Here is a 15,876-nt window from a genome sequence, read left to right as displayed (position 1 = left end):
TTACCATTTTCAAGCGGTCGAAAAAGCTGCTTCACAAACTAAAAAAAGCCAACCCCAGTTGGCTTTTTTTAGTTTATGAAACATTTTCTTTATCTTGATTATGCTGATATTCCTCGTCCCAATAATCAGCGTTTTGAATTCCTAATTTCCCAGGAAAAAAGACAGGATCTATCCCTTGTTTTCTCTGCTCGCGATAATCTTTTAAGGTTATTAAAGCAGGCTTAGCTAAAATCAAAATTGCAATTAAATTGAACCAAACCATTATTCCAACTCCGATGTCTGCTAATGCCCATGCAGTTTCAGCTGTTCGGATAGACCCGTACAAAGTAGTGGCTAAAAGAGCTGCCTTAAGGATCATGGATACTATTTTATTTTGTTTGCCTTTCATTACGTAAGCTAAGGTCGTTTCCGCATTATGAATAATGAGAACATAGTTTTAATATAGAGTTAAAAAACAGAAAATTCACTCTTTTTGCCAGGTTGTTTTACACATTATTTGATAAATAGACAAAATTTGTGGATATAACGTATATTTTAGACAGATTATCTGACGCTTTTTTCAGTGAAGCATAAGTTCTTTACATATCCCCTACTGTTACAGCATAAGGTAATGAGTGAACTAAGGGTCACTTTATGTTCTAGGCGGAGTGTAACCGCAGCACATCTTTCTGTTTTCATTTCATGTTAATAGTTCACTAAGTGAATCATTTTATTTTTAAATATTTCTGATATGTGGTATAATTTAAGCTGATAAAAAGATGCTGCATGTATGCTAAAAGAGCAGGCCGTATGGTTTCGCTCTTTTGTTGTTTTTACGCTATGCGGCACGACGAAAGAAGGAAATAGAATGGAATTATGGAAACGAAACTTGTACATTTGCTGGTTCGGTTCTTTTTGCACCACAGCCGGGATGAGTTTAGTTATTCCGTTTTTACCGCTTTATATTGAAAAGCTGGGAGTTCACGATACAAGCTCCATCAGCAGATGGGCTGGTATTGCGTTTGGAGCTACCTTTTTAATGGCGGCTATTGTTTCTCCTTTATGGGGGAGTTTGGCCGATAAATACGGGCGAAAGCTTATGCTCCTTCGCGCAAGCTTGGGTATGGCAATTGTTATGACTTCTATTGGTTTTGTGCAAAATGTCTATCAGCTTGTCGGGCTGCGCTTTTTAATGGGGGCCGTTTCCGGCTTCATCTCTGCAGCCATTACGTTAGTAGCGACTCAAACACCTAAAGAGCACAGCGGTAAAGCATTAGGGACGTTGTCTACAGGGGCTGTATCAGGATCTTTATTAGGACCGCTAGTAGGCGGCTACTTAGGAGATACAATTGGATTGCGTCACGTCTTTTTCGTAACAGGCGCATTTATGTTTTTGTCTTTTTTAATTGTAAATTTAATTCAAGAAGACAAAAAAGAGACGGCGAAAACGACGAAAGAGTCTAACATTGGGTTACTTTCTCTTAAGAATTCAAAGGCCGTGATTGGTGTATTTGTTACAACTTTTTTACTGCAGCTTGCGGTTATGGCTATTCAGCCAATTGTTACACTGTATGTAAAACAACTGTCTACTCATACCGACCATCTTGCCCTTATTTCAGGCTTTGTCGTAGCGGCAACAGGAATTTCAAATATTTTAGCTGCATCCAAACTTGGCAAAGTCAGCGATCGCGTGGGTCCTCAAAATGTGCTTCAAATATGCTTGCTTATCGTAGCGGTTATTTGCGGCTTGCAGGCCTTTGTGCATAGTACTTGGCAGCTATTCTTACTGCGTTTTTTACTCGGTTTTGCAATGGGAGGATTATTACCTTCTATTAATTCTTATTTAAAGAAAATTGTGCCGGACTCGATTACAGGTAAAATGTTTGGATATAATCAAACAGCGCAATACTTTGGGAATTTAGCCGGTCCAGTCATTGGCGGACAAATTGCCGGAGCTAAAGGAATTCCTTACGTATTCTTAACAACGAGTGTTCTTCTACTGTTGAATGCTGGGTGGGTATATTATCAGCGTCATCACGGACAACAGCTAGACGGTAAAGCCGCATAAAAAAACCTTCCGTTTTAACGGAAGGTTTTTTTATTACCACAAGGGTTCTTCTTCGCTGCTTACTTCATAAGAAAGTGGCATCATAATAACCGCTGCTATGAAGAAAATAAGCTCCGCGACAACAATGGATGGAAAGGAAAAGTCAAATAGTGAGAGAATAAGCCAAATAATAAGGGGTGCAAATGAGTAGATTGATAATCGCTTTTGGGATTTTGCAGAGATATACTGTTGTTTGTCACAGTGTGGGCATTCTAAAACGTTTCTAAATGTTAACAGTTGTTTAAAGGTTGTCCTCCAGTTCCATTTATGATTACAATTTTGACAGGTGGCCATGGGCATCACGCTCCTAAAAAGAATTTATGTACATATAAAGTATACGTACAAGTTGGTAAAGAGTTTCATTTTTATGATTAAAAACGTTTTTACTATTATAACATAAAACAAAATAAAAGGCTTTTTACAGGAAAAAGCCTTTTATTTCAACGTTTATTTAGAAACAGCTTCATTCGTTTGAGAAGTTGTTTTTACTTTTATAACCATAATAACAAAAGCGAGCAATCCAAGAATCGCTGCTACAAGAAAAGGAGCTTGAGGCGCTACGGCATTGCCGATAACTCCTGATAATAAAGGAGCAAACGCTGCGCCTAACCATCTTAAGAAATTATATCCTCCAGATGTAATTCCTCGTTCATAAGGAGATACTTCCATTACATGACTCGTAAATAATGCATTATTAAGTCCTGATACAAGACCTGCTGCCATAATTAAAACAATGCGCAACCATGTTGCATCAAAGGCAAATAAACAAATTAAAATAAGTGAAAAAACAATTAAGCTAACATGTAACACTTGTTTTGGCTGATATCTTTTTTCTAACTGATGTGCTAAAACCGCTGAGCCATAAGCTAAACATAATCCCCATCCAAAGAAAACAAAGCCAATTTGAAGAGCTCCGATCGATAGAATAAGCGGCGTATAAGCTAACACTGTAAAAAATCCGTAGTAATAAAGCATGCCTGATACAGCGCCTTGAGTAAATGGTTTTAATTTATAAAGTTTAACCATGTCTTTAAAACCTGCTGCTTTACGAGATTTAGTGCTTGTAGGCTGTTTAACAATCGTTAATACTAAAATAAAGGCGATAAAAATTAAAGCACTTGTACCGAAAAACGGCAATCTCCAAGAAGCATTTCCTAACACGCCTCCTACAAGCGGTCCTCCGGCCATCCCCAAACCAATTGCAGCTTCATATAATCCTACTGCTTTTTTCACTTCACCTGATAATGCAATAAGCAGCGTCATAGCTGTTGCAAAGAAAAACGAATTACCAAGTCCCCAACCTGCTCGGAAAATGGAAAGCTGAGGAATGTTGTTAGAAAACCCGCATAGGGCTGCAAAAATCGTCACAATGATAAGTCCTGTTACCATTAAGCGCTTGTCTCCTACACGTGACGCTAGAATGCCTGCTGGAATCATCATAATAGCCATCATCAACAAATAGGAAGTAAATAACATTTCTACTTGCCAATGAGAAGCTCCAATTTGCTTAGCAATTTCCGGTAAAATCGGATCTACTACTCCAATTCCCATAAATGCTAAAAAAGTAGCTACTACCGTAATAATTTGACCTAATCGGTTATTTGAATGCTGTCCTTCCACTCTTTCATCTCTCCTTTTGTTTTTGTTTTTTCATGTATTGCCATAGCAGATTCTCGCATTTCTTTTAATTCTGTTTTAAATGCCTGCATTTTTACAACTTTAAAATCAATCATCTTGATTTGATTTTCTAGCAAATCTTCTATTTGCGTGATCTCTTTCACTGACAATCCTTGCCGCTCACTTCTTTCTTCAATCATTCTTTTAAGCGACATAAACTGCTGCAGCTCCTGTAGAGAAAAACCGAGAACTTCTTTTGCTTCTGCTACTTTTCTTAGTTCTTTTACCTCTTCTTCGGAATAAATTCGTGCATTTCCTTTTGTGCGCTGCGGGGGTAAAATGAGTCCAATCTCTTCATAATACCGAAGAGCTCGCTTGGTCAAACCGGTCATTTTCGTCACGTCATCGATTAAATACATATGTTTCACCTCACCTCTCATTAACATTAACGTTAACGTTAATCATTTATATACTCATTATAGATTAACGTTAACGTTAATGTCAACAATATTAAGGTATTTTATGTAAATCTTAAAAATATGTGCACAAAAAAACCTATTGAAAAATCAATAGGTTACATCAATATGTCATATAGCTGCTGTGCTGTTTCTCCTGTTACTTTACCGTACACTCCTCTTTTTTTAGAAGTAAGTTCCGCACTATCGGAGGTGAATCGTACATTGTATACAGCGCCCTCATAAGTAAGCTGTACATCTGGGTCAAGAGCGACGCTGTAATCAGCTTTTTTCCATTGAATTTGTTTCATAATTGATTCTACAGTTAAAGCATCTTCTGAACTTAACGTTTTATCTCCTGCTTTTATAGGCTTGCCCTCCCTGTTTTTATTAAATTTTAGTTCCGAATGAGAAGATGAAAATTCAAGTTGGTTTTTATCATGCGCTATGAAATCTTGGGGTAGTTCTACATAGCGGACAACCTCTCCTTCGTGTACAAACACAAGCATTTGATCAGCAGCAGATATTTTTTTCATCACTTCTTCACTAACCGGTGCGTTTACAAGTTTTTCTACGTCGGCTTTCTTGCTTTTGTTTGTGAATAAATATCCTTTTTCCCATTTAAAATCACTTAACTTCGATACATCCACTGAGCTTACACCTTTTTTTTCAAATGATTGCTGAATATTCTCTCCCATTTCTTTGTCGTTGGTGACTTGGGCATTAGAACTGCACCCTACTAAACAACAGAAAATAATGCCTATTACTATAAGAACCTTCACTTTTGCCTTCCTCCTCTCTACCATTCTTTTATAAAATTCCAACTTTGTACCATTTTAACATATAATTCCTATTTTTCGCGAAAACAAACAAAAGAATACGCTTACATAATTTCACGCATATAATTTCTGTTTATTTATAAGTTTTTTCTGAATATTTTAAGAAAATTTTAATATTTTATTTAGTTCGTTTTTAAACTTTATCTTTAGACTAAAAAATAAGTTAAAAATAAATAACGCAGGAGGAAAACAATGACTTGTCTATCTGAAGTTTTAAAGTTTAATGAAAAATTTGTAACCAATAATCAATTTGAGGCTTTTCAAACATCCAAATTTCCTAACAAAAAAATAGTCATTTTAACTTGTATGGATACACGTTTGTTAGAATTACTTCCTAAAGCTATGGGGCTAAAAAATGGAGATGCAAAAATAGTGAAAAATGCCGGAGCTGTTATCTCCCATCCCTTTGGTAGCGTCATGAGAAGTATCTTAGTTGCCGTCTACGCTTTGCAAGCTGATGAAGTATGTGTCATCGGTCATCATGAATGTGGAATGACGGGCATGAAAGCTGAAGCTATTTTAGCCTCTGCTGAACAAAGAGGGATTAGCACGGAACAGATTCGTAATCTAAAATATGCTGGTATTGATTTAGAATCATGGCTGACTGGGTTTGAATGTGTAGAGGATAGTGTCGAAAACAGTGTGGATATGATTCGAAATCACCCTTTATTACCAAAAGACGTGCTTGTTTCTGGAATGGTTATTCATCCTTCAACAGGAAAACTTGACGTCGTTGTAAACGGCTATTCCCAAGACCGAGCTGAAACCGTAAGCTCATGAAGGAGGGTTTTATCGAATGCTAAAAGATAACCGATTTCAAGGCTATTCAGCAGGGCATTTACAAAAAGACATTATCGCCGGTTTGGTTGTTGGGGTCGTTGCTATTCCTTTAGCAATGGCCTTTGCCATCGCTTCTGGTGTAAGACCTGAATACGGAATTTATACAACCATTATCGCAGGGATTATGGTTTCAATATTAGGCGGATCGAAATTTCAAATTGCAGGCCCAACAGGTGCATTTGTTCCGGTGCTGCTTGGAGTTGTCATGCAATATGGTTATGAGAACCTCATTATTGCCGGCTTTATGGCTGGAATTATGATTACGCTTCTCGGAATATTTAAACTAGGGAAACTTATAAAGTTTATTCCGCGCCCTGTGACGATTGGATTTACAGCAGGAATTGCGATTATTATTTTCTCAGGTCAGATCGCTAACTTTTTAGGCCTAAAGGGAATTGCAAAACATGAGGAATTTCATTTAAATATGATTGAAATCCTACGAAAAATTGCAACGATTAACATTTACAGCGTCATCATAGCCGCTATTTGTTTAGCTATCGTGATTATAACGCCAAAGTTTTTACCTAAAATTCCCGGTGCCCTTCTAGGTCTTCTTGTCTCCACACTTGTAGCCATTACACTGTTCCCAGGAAAAGTTGCAACGATTGGCTCTACTTACGGTGCCATTCCGAGTAAACTACCATCTTTTAGCTTCCCAGATTTAACATGGGATAACATCGTGATGCTATTTCCTGCTGCCTGCGTAATTGCGATGCTTGGAGGTATTGAATCTTTACTATCAGCTGTTGTTGCTGATAATATGGCCAAAACCAAGCATAATAGCAATAAAGAGCTTGTGGGTCAAGGAATTGCTAATATCGCTACCTCGCTATTTGGCGGAATTCCTGCAACTGGTGCCATTGCCAGAACAGCTACTAATATTAAAAACGGGGCGGCTTCTCCGTTATCAGGAGTTATACACGGCTTAGTTGTTTTATTGGTCCTTGTGATGCTGGCTCCTTATGCATCAAACATTCCGCTGGCAAGTATGGCACCTATTTTAATGTTTGTGGCTTGGAATATGAGTGAACGTAAAGAATTTGCACATATTTTAAAAACCAAGTCAGCTGATTCATTTGTACTTGTAGCTACGTTTTTATTAACAGTTTCAATCGATTTAACAACAGGTGTAGGCGTAGGTCTACTTTTAGCTATTGTTATGTTCGTGAAACGAATGAGCGGATCACTGAAGATTTCAAAGGTTTTAGCGGAAACATCTGAAAACGCTCACAAATCTGAGCTGATGGAATATACCATGCAAGGATCTCTTTTCTTTGGATCGGCTGAAGTACTGGAAGATTCTTTTGATAACATCGTCGAAGCGAAACCGAAAGTTTTATTGCTTCGAATGAGCCAAGTATCCTTTATTGATACATCTGGAGAAGCTTTACTATCAAAGGTGGTCGAACGGTTGAAAGATTCGCATAGCCAAGTCGTTATTTCTGGCTTACAGCACCAGCCGAAAGAAATGTTAAAGTCAACCGGTCTATACGATAAGATCGGTGAAAAAAATATATTTTCCTCCGAACCTCCCGTCAGTAAGATTAAAGCTCGTCATAGAATCGTTACTACGTAATAAAAAAGAGATCCGAACGATTAATCGTTCGGATCTCTTTTTTAAATATTAAACCGGTACCCCGCTCCCCAAACCGTTTCTAGGTACTGAGGATCTGCTGGGTTTTCTTCTAACTTTTCTCTTAGTTTTCGAATGTGAACTGTTACGGTTGAAATGTCTCCTGAAGAATCAAACCCCCAAATTTTTTCAAATAGATGTTCTTTACTTAATACTTGATTTGGATGAGAAACGATAAACTTCAGCAAATCGAATTCCTTCGCTGTAAAAAACACTTCTTTGTCATTCACAAATACTCTTCTAGCCAGCGTGTCAATCGCTAAGCCATGAATACGAATCATACGCTTTTCCTGCTTATCAGAGAGTCTTTCATATCTCGCTAAATGCGCTTTGACTCTTGCGACCAGCTCCCCAGGGCTGAATGGCTTGGTAATATAGTCATCTGCACCTAGCCCGAGCCCTCTAATTTTATCGATTTCTTCTTTTTTAGCTGAAACTAAAATGATTGGAATATCTTTTGCAGCTCGAATTTGCTTGCACACTTCAAATCCACTCACTTTAGGGAGCATAATATCCAAAATAACCAAATCAAAATGTTCATTTAACGCTTTTTCTAATCCCTTATCACCACTATATTGAACGTCTATTTCAAAATCGTTAATTTCTAAATAATCTCTTTGCAATTCAGCAATACTTACTTCATCTTCAATCAACAATATCTTCTTCATGTGTATCACCATTTTCATTCATTTTTTGCAAAGAAAAGAAAATACTTGTTCCTTCGCCAAGCTTACTTAGTGCCCAGATGTCTCCCCCGTGGCGTTCAACAATTTGTTTTGCAATGGCTAGTCCAAGTCCACTTCCTCCAGTATTGCTATTGCGGGACTGTTCTGCTCGATAAAACCGGTCAAAAATATGCGCTAATGCTTCCGGTGAAATACCAGAGCCGTTATCTTTCACTTCAATAATGAGTTCGCTTTCGGTAGCGGAAAGAACGATATCGATTCTTTTTCTTTCTTTATCCATAAATTTAATACTGTTGGTTGTTAAATTTATTAAAACTCTTCGCAGCTGCTCAGCATCTGCTTTTGCATACAGTGTGGTTAGAGAATTATCGGAAAATAAAACATCAATATCATGTTCGCTCATTTCAAACTGAAGCTCTTGCACATAACTTTTCATAAAAGCAGAAAGATTAAGTTTTTTAAATACAAATGGAATTTCGTGCAAATCCAATTTAGAAAATAAAAACAGCTCATCGATTAACGCATTCATGTCTTTTGCTTTCGTTGAAATCGTTAACAAATATTTAGAAAGCTTATCTGGCGTATTAGCTACGCCATCTTGAATTCCTTCTACATATCCTACAATGGAAGTAATAGGAGTTCGTAAATCGTGTGAAATACTTGAAAGCAGCTGCTTTCTGTTATCTTCATATTGAATTTGCAGTTCAACAGAAGATTTTAGTTTTTGCCTCATTTCTTCAAAAGCTTGCGTTAATTCGCCAATTTCATCTTTTGAATTAGCAGAGATCTCAAAGTGAAGATCACCTTGTTTTATTTTTTCAGCCGCTTCTTTTAATTCACGAATGGGTTTAATAATGCTTCTTGAAACAAGATAGTTTAAAAATCCAATAATCACAATCACTAAAATTAATAGTAGAAAGATTAAAAAAGGGAAAATTCGATTAATAATGCCTACATAAGGGCTGATTTTTCGCAAAACGTAAATGCTTCCTTTTTCTTGATTTGAGAAAGGAAAATCAAGGTTGATATATGTAAAGTACTGCTTGCCTATTCGCAGCATGTCCTGCTGATACGAATGATTTCCTTTACTTTTTTGATGCTTTGGCAAGTATTTACGAAGGTTTTCTCCTTTAATGGATTCTGAAGCATATACAACCTCTGTGTTTTTTTGAATCACAATATCAATATTTTCAAATTCATATTTTTTAACCGTCTCCGGCCGCAGCAGCTGTTCTGGTTTTTTTTCACTCAATAACTTTAAATCTAAGAATGCATTTTCTTCTTCTGGCGTTAACAATTTATACTCATAGGAGTGACTGTACAGTTTTCTTACAAAATCGGCGTCTCCAGTAATAGAGAAGAAAATGAGAAAGCCCGATAAAAAAAGCAAAATAATAAAGACAAACACAATACTGATATACGTTAAAACAAAACGCAGCTGAATTGACATGACTTACCCTATGCCCCTTTGGCTTTAACAAAACTATTTGATAGACTAGTAAAGGTGAATAACAAATAGATCGTTAGACATTATACATATAGCAAAAATTAAAACAACAAAACAAATGTATATTCTCACTTTACCGTGATAGAGTGAGAATGAACACCACCTTTTTTACCATTTTATGAATTACTGGAAAATTATGATCTATTTTTCATAATATTCTTAGGCTGAAAGTTATACTATCTGTCTTAATATTTTAAAAAAGGAGACTTTTTAATGAAGATTATCAAAGCTACTTCCTCTCACATCCCTTCTGTTGCCCGTTTATACGTAGACAGCTGGCGCATTACATACAAAGGGTTAGTACCTGATGCTTATTTAAACAGCTTGTCTTATAAACAAAGTGCAGAAAAATGGTCCTTTTTTCTTACCGATCCTTCTCATTTTATTTTGCTCGCTATCGATGACCGAGAAAAGATTGTCGGCTTTTCAGCAGGTAAGCCTCATTTGTCCGGTGCTGAAATATACGCGCTATACGTTTGCAAGGAAGTGCAAAACCAAGGAGTTGGTCGTCTTCTGTTTTCTCATTCAGTAAAAGAATTTACTGATCAGCACTATACGTCTATGATTATTTGGGCCATGAAGAAAAATAAGAAAGCCGTTCAGTTTTATAAAAAATTAGGCGGCAAAAAAAGCTTGAATCGTACAAGTCAATTTGGAGAAACTAAAGTTGAAGACGAAGCATACGGTTGGGAACGTCTTCCTTCTAATAAATAAACGAGCACACTAGTGTGCTCGTTTATTTATTAGAAGATAATATTATTGAGCCGTTGTCTTTTTATCCGTTGAATGAGCTTTATTACAAAGCCTATTCCAGTGCCAAAAACAATTCCCTTGACTCACTATAAAACAATCCAGCCATTTCTGAAAATTCATATGTAATACATGTGCATCTTGAAACGATGCGTTCCGCTTTTTTACTATTATATATGCAGGATGCGCTGATTTTTTAGAGTCAATGATAATCTCTTCTTCTCCGACAGACCCAATTGTCATATAAAGACTCTGACTTTTATAAGCTGTTTCTCTTACGTCTTCTAAGCTATAAAGATTCCCTGTTATTTTTTCGTCAGCATCAATGAACAAATTACACCCATTTGTTAGCTGCAAAAACTGCTTGTAGTCTTCAGGAAGTGATACATGCATTTCTTCTTCAAAAACTTGCAGTTGGTTCTTGCTTACTCCATCAAAAAAAGTACAAGTGGTTCTGTATACTTCTCCTTCATTTTTACACACTTCTATAACATTATTGTTTTCCCACAGCCGCTTTCGAAGTGAATTTATTATTTTTTCAATCATACTCTTCCTCCAAGCGTTGGATTTAAAACGGTTACATTACATTAATTAAACAATAATGTGCTAATTCCTTCTTTCCTACTCAATTATACGATAAACTTTAGAAATTCATGTTTGCATAACATAGAAAAAAGCAGCGAATGTCGCTGCTTTACAGGTTATACAGGCGCTTTTTCTTCCTGTTCAGGATGGTGATCGTAATCAATAAGCGCTTTTGGAAGGCCCGTATATTTAGCCCAATAATAAATCCCAAGAGATACGACCGCTATGATAATTAAGTCTACAGGCGTATCGATTAAACCTTTCCCTCCGCCGAACGAACCGATATAAGAAATAAAGAGCATGATGATATAATAAGCAACTAGCCACCATGTTGATTTAATCTGCTGACGAAGACTTACTTCATTTTTAGGCACATATTTAGCAAAAATCAAATATATAACAAACATGACCAGTTGAGAAGTTAGCAGCCACGAAATAGTCTTCCATCCTGACCAGTACACAATAAAGGAAGCAAAAATAAAGGATAATGGACCAATTATACTCATTCCTCTTAATTTAAAAGGCTTTTCCAAATCTTTTGCGTTCACCATAAAGGCCGCTGATGAAATTGGTGCAATCGCGTAAGATAGAATAAGCGCAACAGAGCATACGTTTACGAGTGCATTCCACGAAGGAAATGGCAGTGTCCAAAAAATCGAAAGTCCTAATGAAAGCCATAAAGATGATCGTGGAATCCCTGTTTTTTTATCCACATGAGCAAACGTTTTAAATAACGTACCGTTACGGGACCAAGCATAGATAAGTCTAGATGTTGTATTCATAAAAATATTACCGTTACCACCCGGTGATAAAATAGCGTCTAAAATAACAAGTGTTGCTAGCCAGCCAAGGCCAAGAACAACAGCGATATCTTTAAACGGCAGTGAGAATTTATCTTGAATGCCGGACCAACCGCCTTTAATCATGTCAGATGGAATAGCTCCGATAAACAATACTTGTAGAGCAGTATAAATGAGAGCTGCTAGAATGATACAAATCACAAGAGCAATTGGAATATTGCGCTGAGGATTTTTCACCTCTCCAGCTACCGATACAATCGGATGAAGGCCTAAGTAAGCAAACATAACCCCGCCTGTAGCAATGGCGGCCTGGATACCATCAAATCCCCCGGGAGCAAACTCTCCCATCGTAAAGTTTCCTGACTTAAAATAAAATGCCAACGTTACAATTACCGTAAGCGGTACAAAATATTTGAAAATAGAAATGATAATATTCGATTTCGCAAATGCTTTTACACTCCAGTAATTGAGTAAAAAGAATAAGCAAAGCAACACAAATTGTAGAATCCATCCAGATATCGTTGGTGAGTCAGATCCGGATTTTGTTAAACCTGGAAACCAGTAAGCCACATACTGTCTCACTGCTGTTACTTCGATAGCGATTAAACTAGTGTAAGCTACGATCGTAATAAACGAAATCATATAGCCTACAAGATGACCGTGTGAATAAACAGGATATCGAATAATTCCTCCTGTACGAGGCAAGGCAGCCCCTAGCTCAGCGTATACAAGGCCTATTAATAAAATAATAACTCCACCAATAACCCAAGAAAAACTTCCTGCAGGACCTGCTTGCGTAGCGACATTACTAACGGCAAACAGCCAAGCGGAGCCAAAAATAGCCCCTAATCCAATCAATGTTAAATCTAATAGGGATATCGTCTTTTTAAACGGACCTTTATTCTCCATAAGCTTCCTCCTTTGGATGAATCATCACTTTTGTTGGTTTTTTTGACAACATTCATATATATTCGATAATATGTGTCAAAATTTTTATTACTATACCCATTCAAAATTACTTTGAATCCCTTTTCTTTATTTCTGCAGATTAATTAACAGAAAATTTTTAAAAACGACTCTTGCGTTCAAGACACATTAAAACTTTTTCTTCTTTTCTTTAATGGGTAAAATACTCAATAAATGAAAGGAGTTAGATAAATGACTTTACCAGAGAATTTGCCTGTTGATTTTACTGCTTACAACCACTTAACATTCCTTCCGCTTGGACGTAAGAATAAATCGATTCGATCCGTAGGAAGTAAACATACTAAAGGGTTGCTTGGACGTTTAAATGACTACTTTGAGCGAGCAATGAATGAGTTACCTAAAGAAGATATCATCCTTTTTCAAACATTCTTATATGGAAATCATAGGGGCGGTTTTCCCGTCGCAATTGATAAAAATGAAGACGTTTATCCTCACTTTTGGAAACCAACTTCATTTCTATGGAAAGAATATAATAAGAATCGCGGCATTCCTATTCATCATGATGAGTTTTATTCTCAAGATTTTACGGTTTTGACTAAAAATGAGTTGGAAAATTATCTCGGAAGCATTATGAAAGATTACATGTTTTGCGCTAGAATACATGATTCTTCAAAAGAAGAATGGATTCAACATATTAATAAGTGTTTCTTCAAACATCCGCTCATTTCCCTTTATCACCGAAATGCAGATGTGATTGAAGCAATTGAACAATCAAAAAAATCACCTTTGCTTTTTATTATGAAAAACCCTGAGCAAATTGCTTTTTGGCGCAATCGGATTGAAATCATTATGAGACCTTTTCGCTCTCTTTCTTCCACCGCCTTTGAGAGAGGATTTGCAGATACGGAAGATACGGTATTAACTGTTCGCGGAGAAAACGAGATCATTCGCTTAACTTCAGAAAACAGAGGTCTCGCTGTAACATATGATGTCACAAATGATGCTATTTCACTCGGTGATGAGTATAATGTAGTGCTAGCAGCCAAACGATTAGCTACAACTCAGCGGCAGTTCGAAGAGATTATAGATGAAAATGAAGAAGTGATTCAAAAACTGCTTGTCTTTTTTAAGTGGAAAAGTCTTTTAAAGCATCATGAAGTGCACATCAAAGAAATCCAAGACAAATTGTGCAGCCTAACCACTTATCAACTTAATGAAGAACAAGTTTTACGGGAAAATGATCCTTTTCTTTCCTTCATTCAAAACGTATTACAAGTAAAAACACCGAATGCCAATCTCAAAATTGGTTCCATCCAATGGTTTTCACAGTGGGATTTTTCAGATGTCACCCTGCTGCAGGAAACAAACAAATTTATATGTTATATGGGTCCAAACGAAATAGAAACGAAGCTGACAGAAATAAGCGCTAAGATAGAAAATGAACTTCATAAGCAGCGTCAGAACCTGCTTTTGACTCCGCTAAAAATCGGTCAAATAACTTTCGATTCAAACCAAATGTTACAGTTATTAACGCTTATAGATACCTTAAAAAACACGGAAACTCAGCAGAGTTACGTACAAATTTTAGAAGGCGTTTCTACTAACAGCATTCGTCAAAAAGAGCTCGATAAAATACCCGCATTTGGATTATTAAATTCCGTAAAGCGCAAGCGCATTGTTACGTATTTACAAGAATTACAAAACTATCAGCTGCTTAAAAAAGAGAAAAAAGGATTCAGCCTCACTCCAAAAGGAGAAGCCATCCGACGTCTATTTGAAGAAGAATCACGGAGAATATGAGATTGTATCTCACGTGATTCTTCTTTTTTGATTTTGAAGACTACTTTCTCTATTAAATGCTTATCATAATTAGAAATCTCCATTCATATAATTATTACTAGATTAGCAAAGTCCTTCATACCTATTAGCCTGACGCTGACATAGAGAGGAGATTTCGCCATTGAAATCTAGTAATCGCGCCAATTTTGTAGTGTTAACATATAAGATGGTTCTTGTTATTTTATCCGTTGTTTTAATGACATCATCTATCATTGTTCTAGTAAGTTACTCAGCATTTAAAGAACAGTTCAATTCTTCTATTGTCTATCAAACGTTATCAAAGCATAAAGCAGAAAGTCTTTATTATTTAATGAGCCAAGAAAACCATCATTTTTCAACGGCTTTTGATAAAAACTACTCACCTCCCGGTCTTTCTTCTACACTGCTCGAGTTATCAACAAGTATTCGAGCAGAAGACGCGAGAAGCTTGTTTGGTTCCGAACTTCCTGGATTCAGTATTTACGACTCCAATATCATTATCGCCGGTGAAGGCACAAATTTCACAAACTTCCCTAGAGAATCTGCACCGCCGCTAGATGAAACGCTAAAAGAAAGAAATTCTACTACAAAAGTTCAGCAGCCTAAAGAAAACAATGGTACGAACGCTCCAAATAATAATACAACTGGCGGAAAAAAGGTATTTTATATTTATCATACGCACAGCTGGGAATCTTACTTGCCTCTGTTAGGACTTGAAGGTGATCCAGATGCTAATAAAGCAGTGGATAGCAAAACAAATATTAATATTGTTGCAAATATGCTAGGAAAAGATTTAGAGGCTCAGGGAATTGGGGCAGAAGTTGATCAAACCAATATTGGACAGAAATTAAAAGAAAAAGGTTGGAACACCAATCAATCGTACGCCATGTCTCGCACAGTCATTGAAACGGCGATGACTGAAAATAGAGATTTAACTTACTTTATCGATTTGCACCGAGATTCGCTTCGAAAAGATAATACAACCATTAAGATTAACAATAAATCGTATGCAAAAGTTGTGTTTGTTTTAGGGAAAGCGAATCAAAACTTTGAACAAAACTTAAAAATGGCAAAAGCGCTTCATGAAGGACTTGAAAAGAAATATCCCGGATTAAGCCGCGGAGTTATTGGCAAAAACAAATCCAGCGGTAACGGTGTATATAACCAAGATGTTTCCAAAAATGCGATTTTAATTGAAGTGGGCGGAGTTGACAATAACTTTGATGAACTAACTAACACAACAAAAGCACTGTCTGATGTCATTAGCCAATTTTACTGGCAAGCTGAAAAAGTAGATGCCCCTGCTCAATAAAAAAAGCCCTCTTCACTGAGG

At 36.7% G+C, this 15,876-nt stretch carries 15 protein-coding genes; 6 read left to right on the top strand and 9 right to left on the bottom strand.

What is annotated here, in order from left to right; all coding sequences use genetic code 11:
- Positions 1–73: 73 nt before the first annotated feature.
- Positions 74–421 (bottom strand): alanine:cation symporter family protein, encoded by a 348-nt coding sequence (locus tag ACRPLY_RS00715; RefSeq protein WP_223546669.1) that lies wholly within the window; start codon positions 419–421, stop codon positions 74–76.
- Between the two features lie 426 nt (positions 422–847).
- Between ACRPLY_RS00715 and ACRPLY_RS00710 the strand changes: the two genes are divergently transcribed.
- Positions 848–2,047: a multidrug efflux MFS transporter gene (locus ACRPLY_RS00710; protein WP_028413132.1), complete on the top strand. Its 1,200-nt coding sequence runs from the start codon at positions 848–850 to the stop codon at positions 2,045–2,047.
- A 33-nt stretch (positions 2,048–2,080) separates the two neighbouring features.
- Here ACRPLY_RS00710 and ACRPLY_RS00705 read toward each other — a convergent pair whose 3' ends face one another.
- The 4 genes from ACRPLY_RS00705 to ACRPLY_RS00690 all read right to left on the bottom strand — a co-directional run bounded on the left by ACRPLY_RS00705 (position 2,081) and on the right by ACRPLY_RS00690 (position 4,940).
- On the bottom strand, positions 2,081–2,380 hold the full coding sequence (locus tag ACRPLY_RS00705; RefSeq protein ID WP_028413131.1) for a TIGR04104 family putative zinc finger protein: 300 nt from the start codon (positions 2,378–2,380) through the stop codon (positions 2,081–2,083).
- Positions 2,381–2,533: 153 nt separating this feature from the next.
- Complete coding sequence (locus tag ACRPLY_RS00700) at positions 2,534–3,706, bottom strand: MFS transporter (RefSeq protein WP_098113050.1); 1,173 nt, start codon at positions 3,704–3,706, stop codon at positions 2,534–2,536.
- A complete protein-coding gene (locus ACRPLY_RS00695; RefSeq protein ID WP_074680920.1) occupies positions 3,676–4,122 on the bottom strand; it encodes a MerR family transcriptional regulator in 447 nt (148 codons plus the stop codon). Before ACRPLY_RS00695 ends, ACRPLY_RS00700 begins: the two co-directional genes overlap by 31 nt.
- Before the next feature lie 155 nt (positions 4,123–4,277).
- Positions 4,278–4,940, bottom strand: a complete 663-nt coding sequence (locus tag ACRPLY_RS00690; protein WP_034269212.1) for a hypothetical protein — start codon at positions 4,938–4,940, stop codon at positions 4,278–4,280.
- Between the two features lie 249 nt (positions 4,941–5,189).
- Here ACRPLY_RS00690 and ACRPLY_RS00685 point away from each other — a divergent pair, with 249 nt between their 5' ends.
- Both ACRPLY_RS00685 and ACRPLY_RS00680 read left to right on the top strand, forming a co-directional pair.
- Positions 5,190–5,777, top strand: coding sequence for a beta-class carbonic anhydrase (locus tag ACRPLY_RS00685; protein ID WP_013057294.1), 588 nt, complete (start codon positions 5,190–5,192; stop codon positions 5,775–5,777).
- Positions 5,778–5,793: 16 nt separating this feature from the next.
- Complete coding sequence (locus ACRPLY_RS00680) at positions 5,794–7,413, top strand: SulP family inorganic anion transporter (RefSeq protein ID WP_098113051.1); 1,620 nt, start codon at positions 5,794–5,796, stop codon at positions 7,411–7,413.
- 41 nt (positions 7,414–7,454) lie between these two features.
- On the opposite strand, the gene ACRPLY_RS00675 is transcribed toward ACRPLY_RS00680, so the two are convergent.
- Both ACRPLY_RS00675 and ACRPLY_RS00670 read right to left on the bottom strand, forming a co-directional pair.
- Positions 7,455–8,138, bottom strand: coding sequence for a response regulator transcription factor (locus ACRPLY_RS00675; RefSeq protein WP_013057296.1), 684 nt, complete (start codon positions 8,136–8,138; stop codon positions 7,455–7,457).
- Complete coding sequence (locus ACRPLY_RS00670; RefSeq protein ID WP_014459843.1) at positions 8,116–9,606, bottom strand: sensor histidine kinase; 1,491 nt, start codon at positions 9,604–9,606, stop codon at positions 8,116–8,118. The genes ACRPLY_RS00675 and ACRPLY_RS00670 overlap by 23 nt, the downstream gene beginning before the upstream one ends.
- Before the next feature lie 270 nt (positions 9,607–9,876).
- On the opposite strand from ACRPLY_RS00670, the gene ACRPLY_RS00665 reads away from it, so the two are divergent.
- Positions 9,877–10,377, top strand: a complete 501-nt coding sequence (locus ACRPLY_RS00665; protein WP_098113052.1) for a GNAT family N-acetyltransferase — start codon at positions 9,877–9,879, stop codon at positions 10,375–10,377.
- Positions 10,378–10,419: 42 nt separating this feature from the next.
- Here ACRPLY_RS00665 and ACRPLY_RS00660 read toward each other — a convergent pair whose 3' ends face one another.
- Both ACRPLY_RS00660 and ACRPLY_RS00655 read right to left on the bottom strand, forming a co-directional pair.
- Positions 10,420–10,959 (bottom strand): SMI1/KNR4 family protein, encoded by a 540-nt coding sequence (locus ACRPLY_RS00660; RefSeq protein ID WP_098113053.1) that lies wholly within the window; start codon positions 10,957–10,959, stop codon positions 10,420–10,422.
- A gap of 155 nt (positions 10,960–11,114) precedes the next feature.
- A complete protein-coding gene (locus tag ACRPLY_RS00655; protein ID WP_013057301.1) occupies positions 11,115–12,707 on the bottom strand; it encodes an APC family permease in 1,593 nt (530 codons plus the stop codon).
- 249 nt (positions 12,708–12,956) lie between these two features.
- Between ACRPLY_RS00655 and ACRPLY_RS00650 the strand changes: the two genes are divergently transcribed.
- On the top strand, positions 12,957–14,525 hold the full coding sequence (locus ACRPLY_RS00650; RefSeq protein ID WP_325077899.1) for an RQC-minor-2 family DNA-binding protein: 1,569 nt from the start codon (positions 12,957–12,959) through the stop codon (positions 14,523–14,525).
- A gap of 160 nt (positions 14,526–14,685) precedes the next feature.
- On the top strand, positions 14,686–15,855 hold the full coding sequence (gene spoIIP / locus ACRPLY_RS00645) for a stage II sporulation protein P (RefSeq protein ID WP_045291726.1): 1,170 nt from the start codon (positions 14,686–14,688) through the stop codon (positions 15,853–15,855).
- Positions 15,856–15,876: the final 21 nt, after the last annotated feature.

This window comes from Priestia sp. TGN 0903 (genome assembly GCF_050846855.1).
In the GTDB taxonomy this organism is placed as follows: Bacteria; Bacillota; Bacilli; order Bacillales; family Bacillaceae_H; genus Priestia; species Priestia zanthoxyli.
Note: the sequence above shows the minus strand (reverse complement) of the source record. Positions and strands in the feature narration are given on the sequence as shown.

Coding starts and splice junctions, on each gene's coding strand:
- ACRPLY_RS00710 (WP_028413132.1), top strand. CDS start 848: ATGGAATTATGGAAACGAAACTTGTACATTTGCTGGTTCGGTTCTTTT.
- ACRPLY_RS00705 (WP_028413131.1), bottom strand. CDS start 2,380: ATGGCCACCTGTCAAAATTGTAATCATAAATGGAACTGGAGGACAACC.
- ACRPLY_RS00695 (WP_074680920.1), bottom strand. CDS start 4,122: ATGTATTTAATCGATGACGTGACGAAAATGACCGGTTTGACCAAGCGA.
- ACRPLY_RS00685 (WP_013057294.1), top strand. CDS start 5,190: ATGACTTGTCTATCTGAAGTTTTAAAGTTTAATGAAAAATTTGTAACC.
- ACRPLY_RS00680 (WP_098113051.1), top strand. CDS start 5,794: ATGCTAAAAGATAACCGATTTCAAGGCTATTCAGCAGGGCATTTACAA.
- ACRPLY_RS00675 (WP_013057296.1), bottom strand. CDS start 8,138: ATGAAGAAGATATTGTTGATTGAAGATGAAGTAAGTATTGCTGAATTG.
- ACRPLY_RS00670 (WP_014459843.1), bottom strand. CDS start 9,606: ATGTCAATTCAGCTGCGTTTTGTTTTAACGTATATCAGTATTGTGTTT.
- ACRPLY_RS00665 (WP_098113052.1), top strand. CDS start 9,877: ATGAAGATTATCAAAGCTACTTCCTCTCACATCCCTTCTGTTGCCCGT.
- ACRPLY_RS00660 (WP_098113053.1), bottom strand. CDS start 10,959: ATGATTGAAAAAATAATAAATTCACTTCGAAAGCGGCTGTGGGAAAAC.
- ACRPLY_RS00655 (WP_013057301.1), bottom strand. CDS start 12,707: ATGGAGAATAAAGGTCCGTTTAAAAAGACGATATCCCTATTAGATTTA.
- ACRPLY_RS00650 (WP_325077899.1), top strand. CDS start 12,957: ATGACTTTACCAGAGAATTTGCCTGTTGATTTTACTGCTTACAACCAC.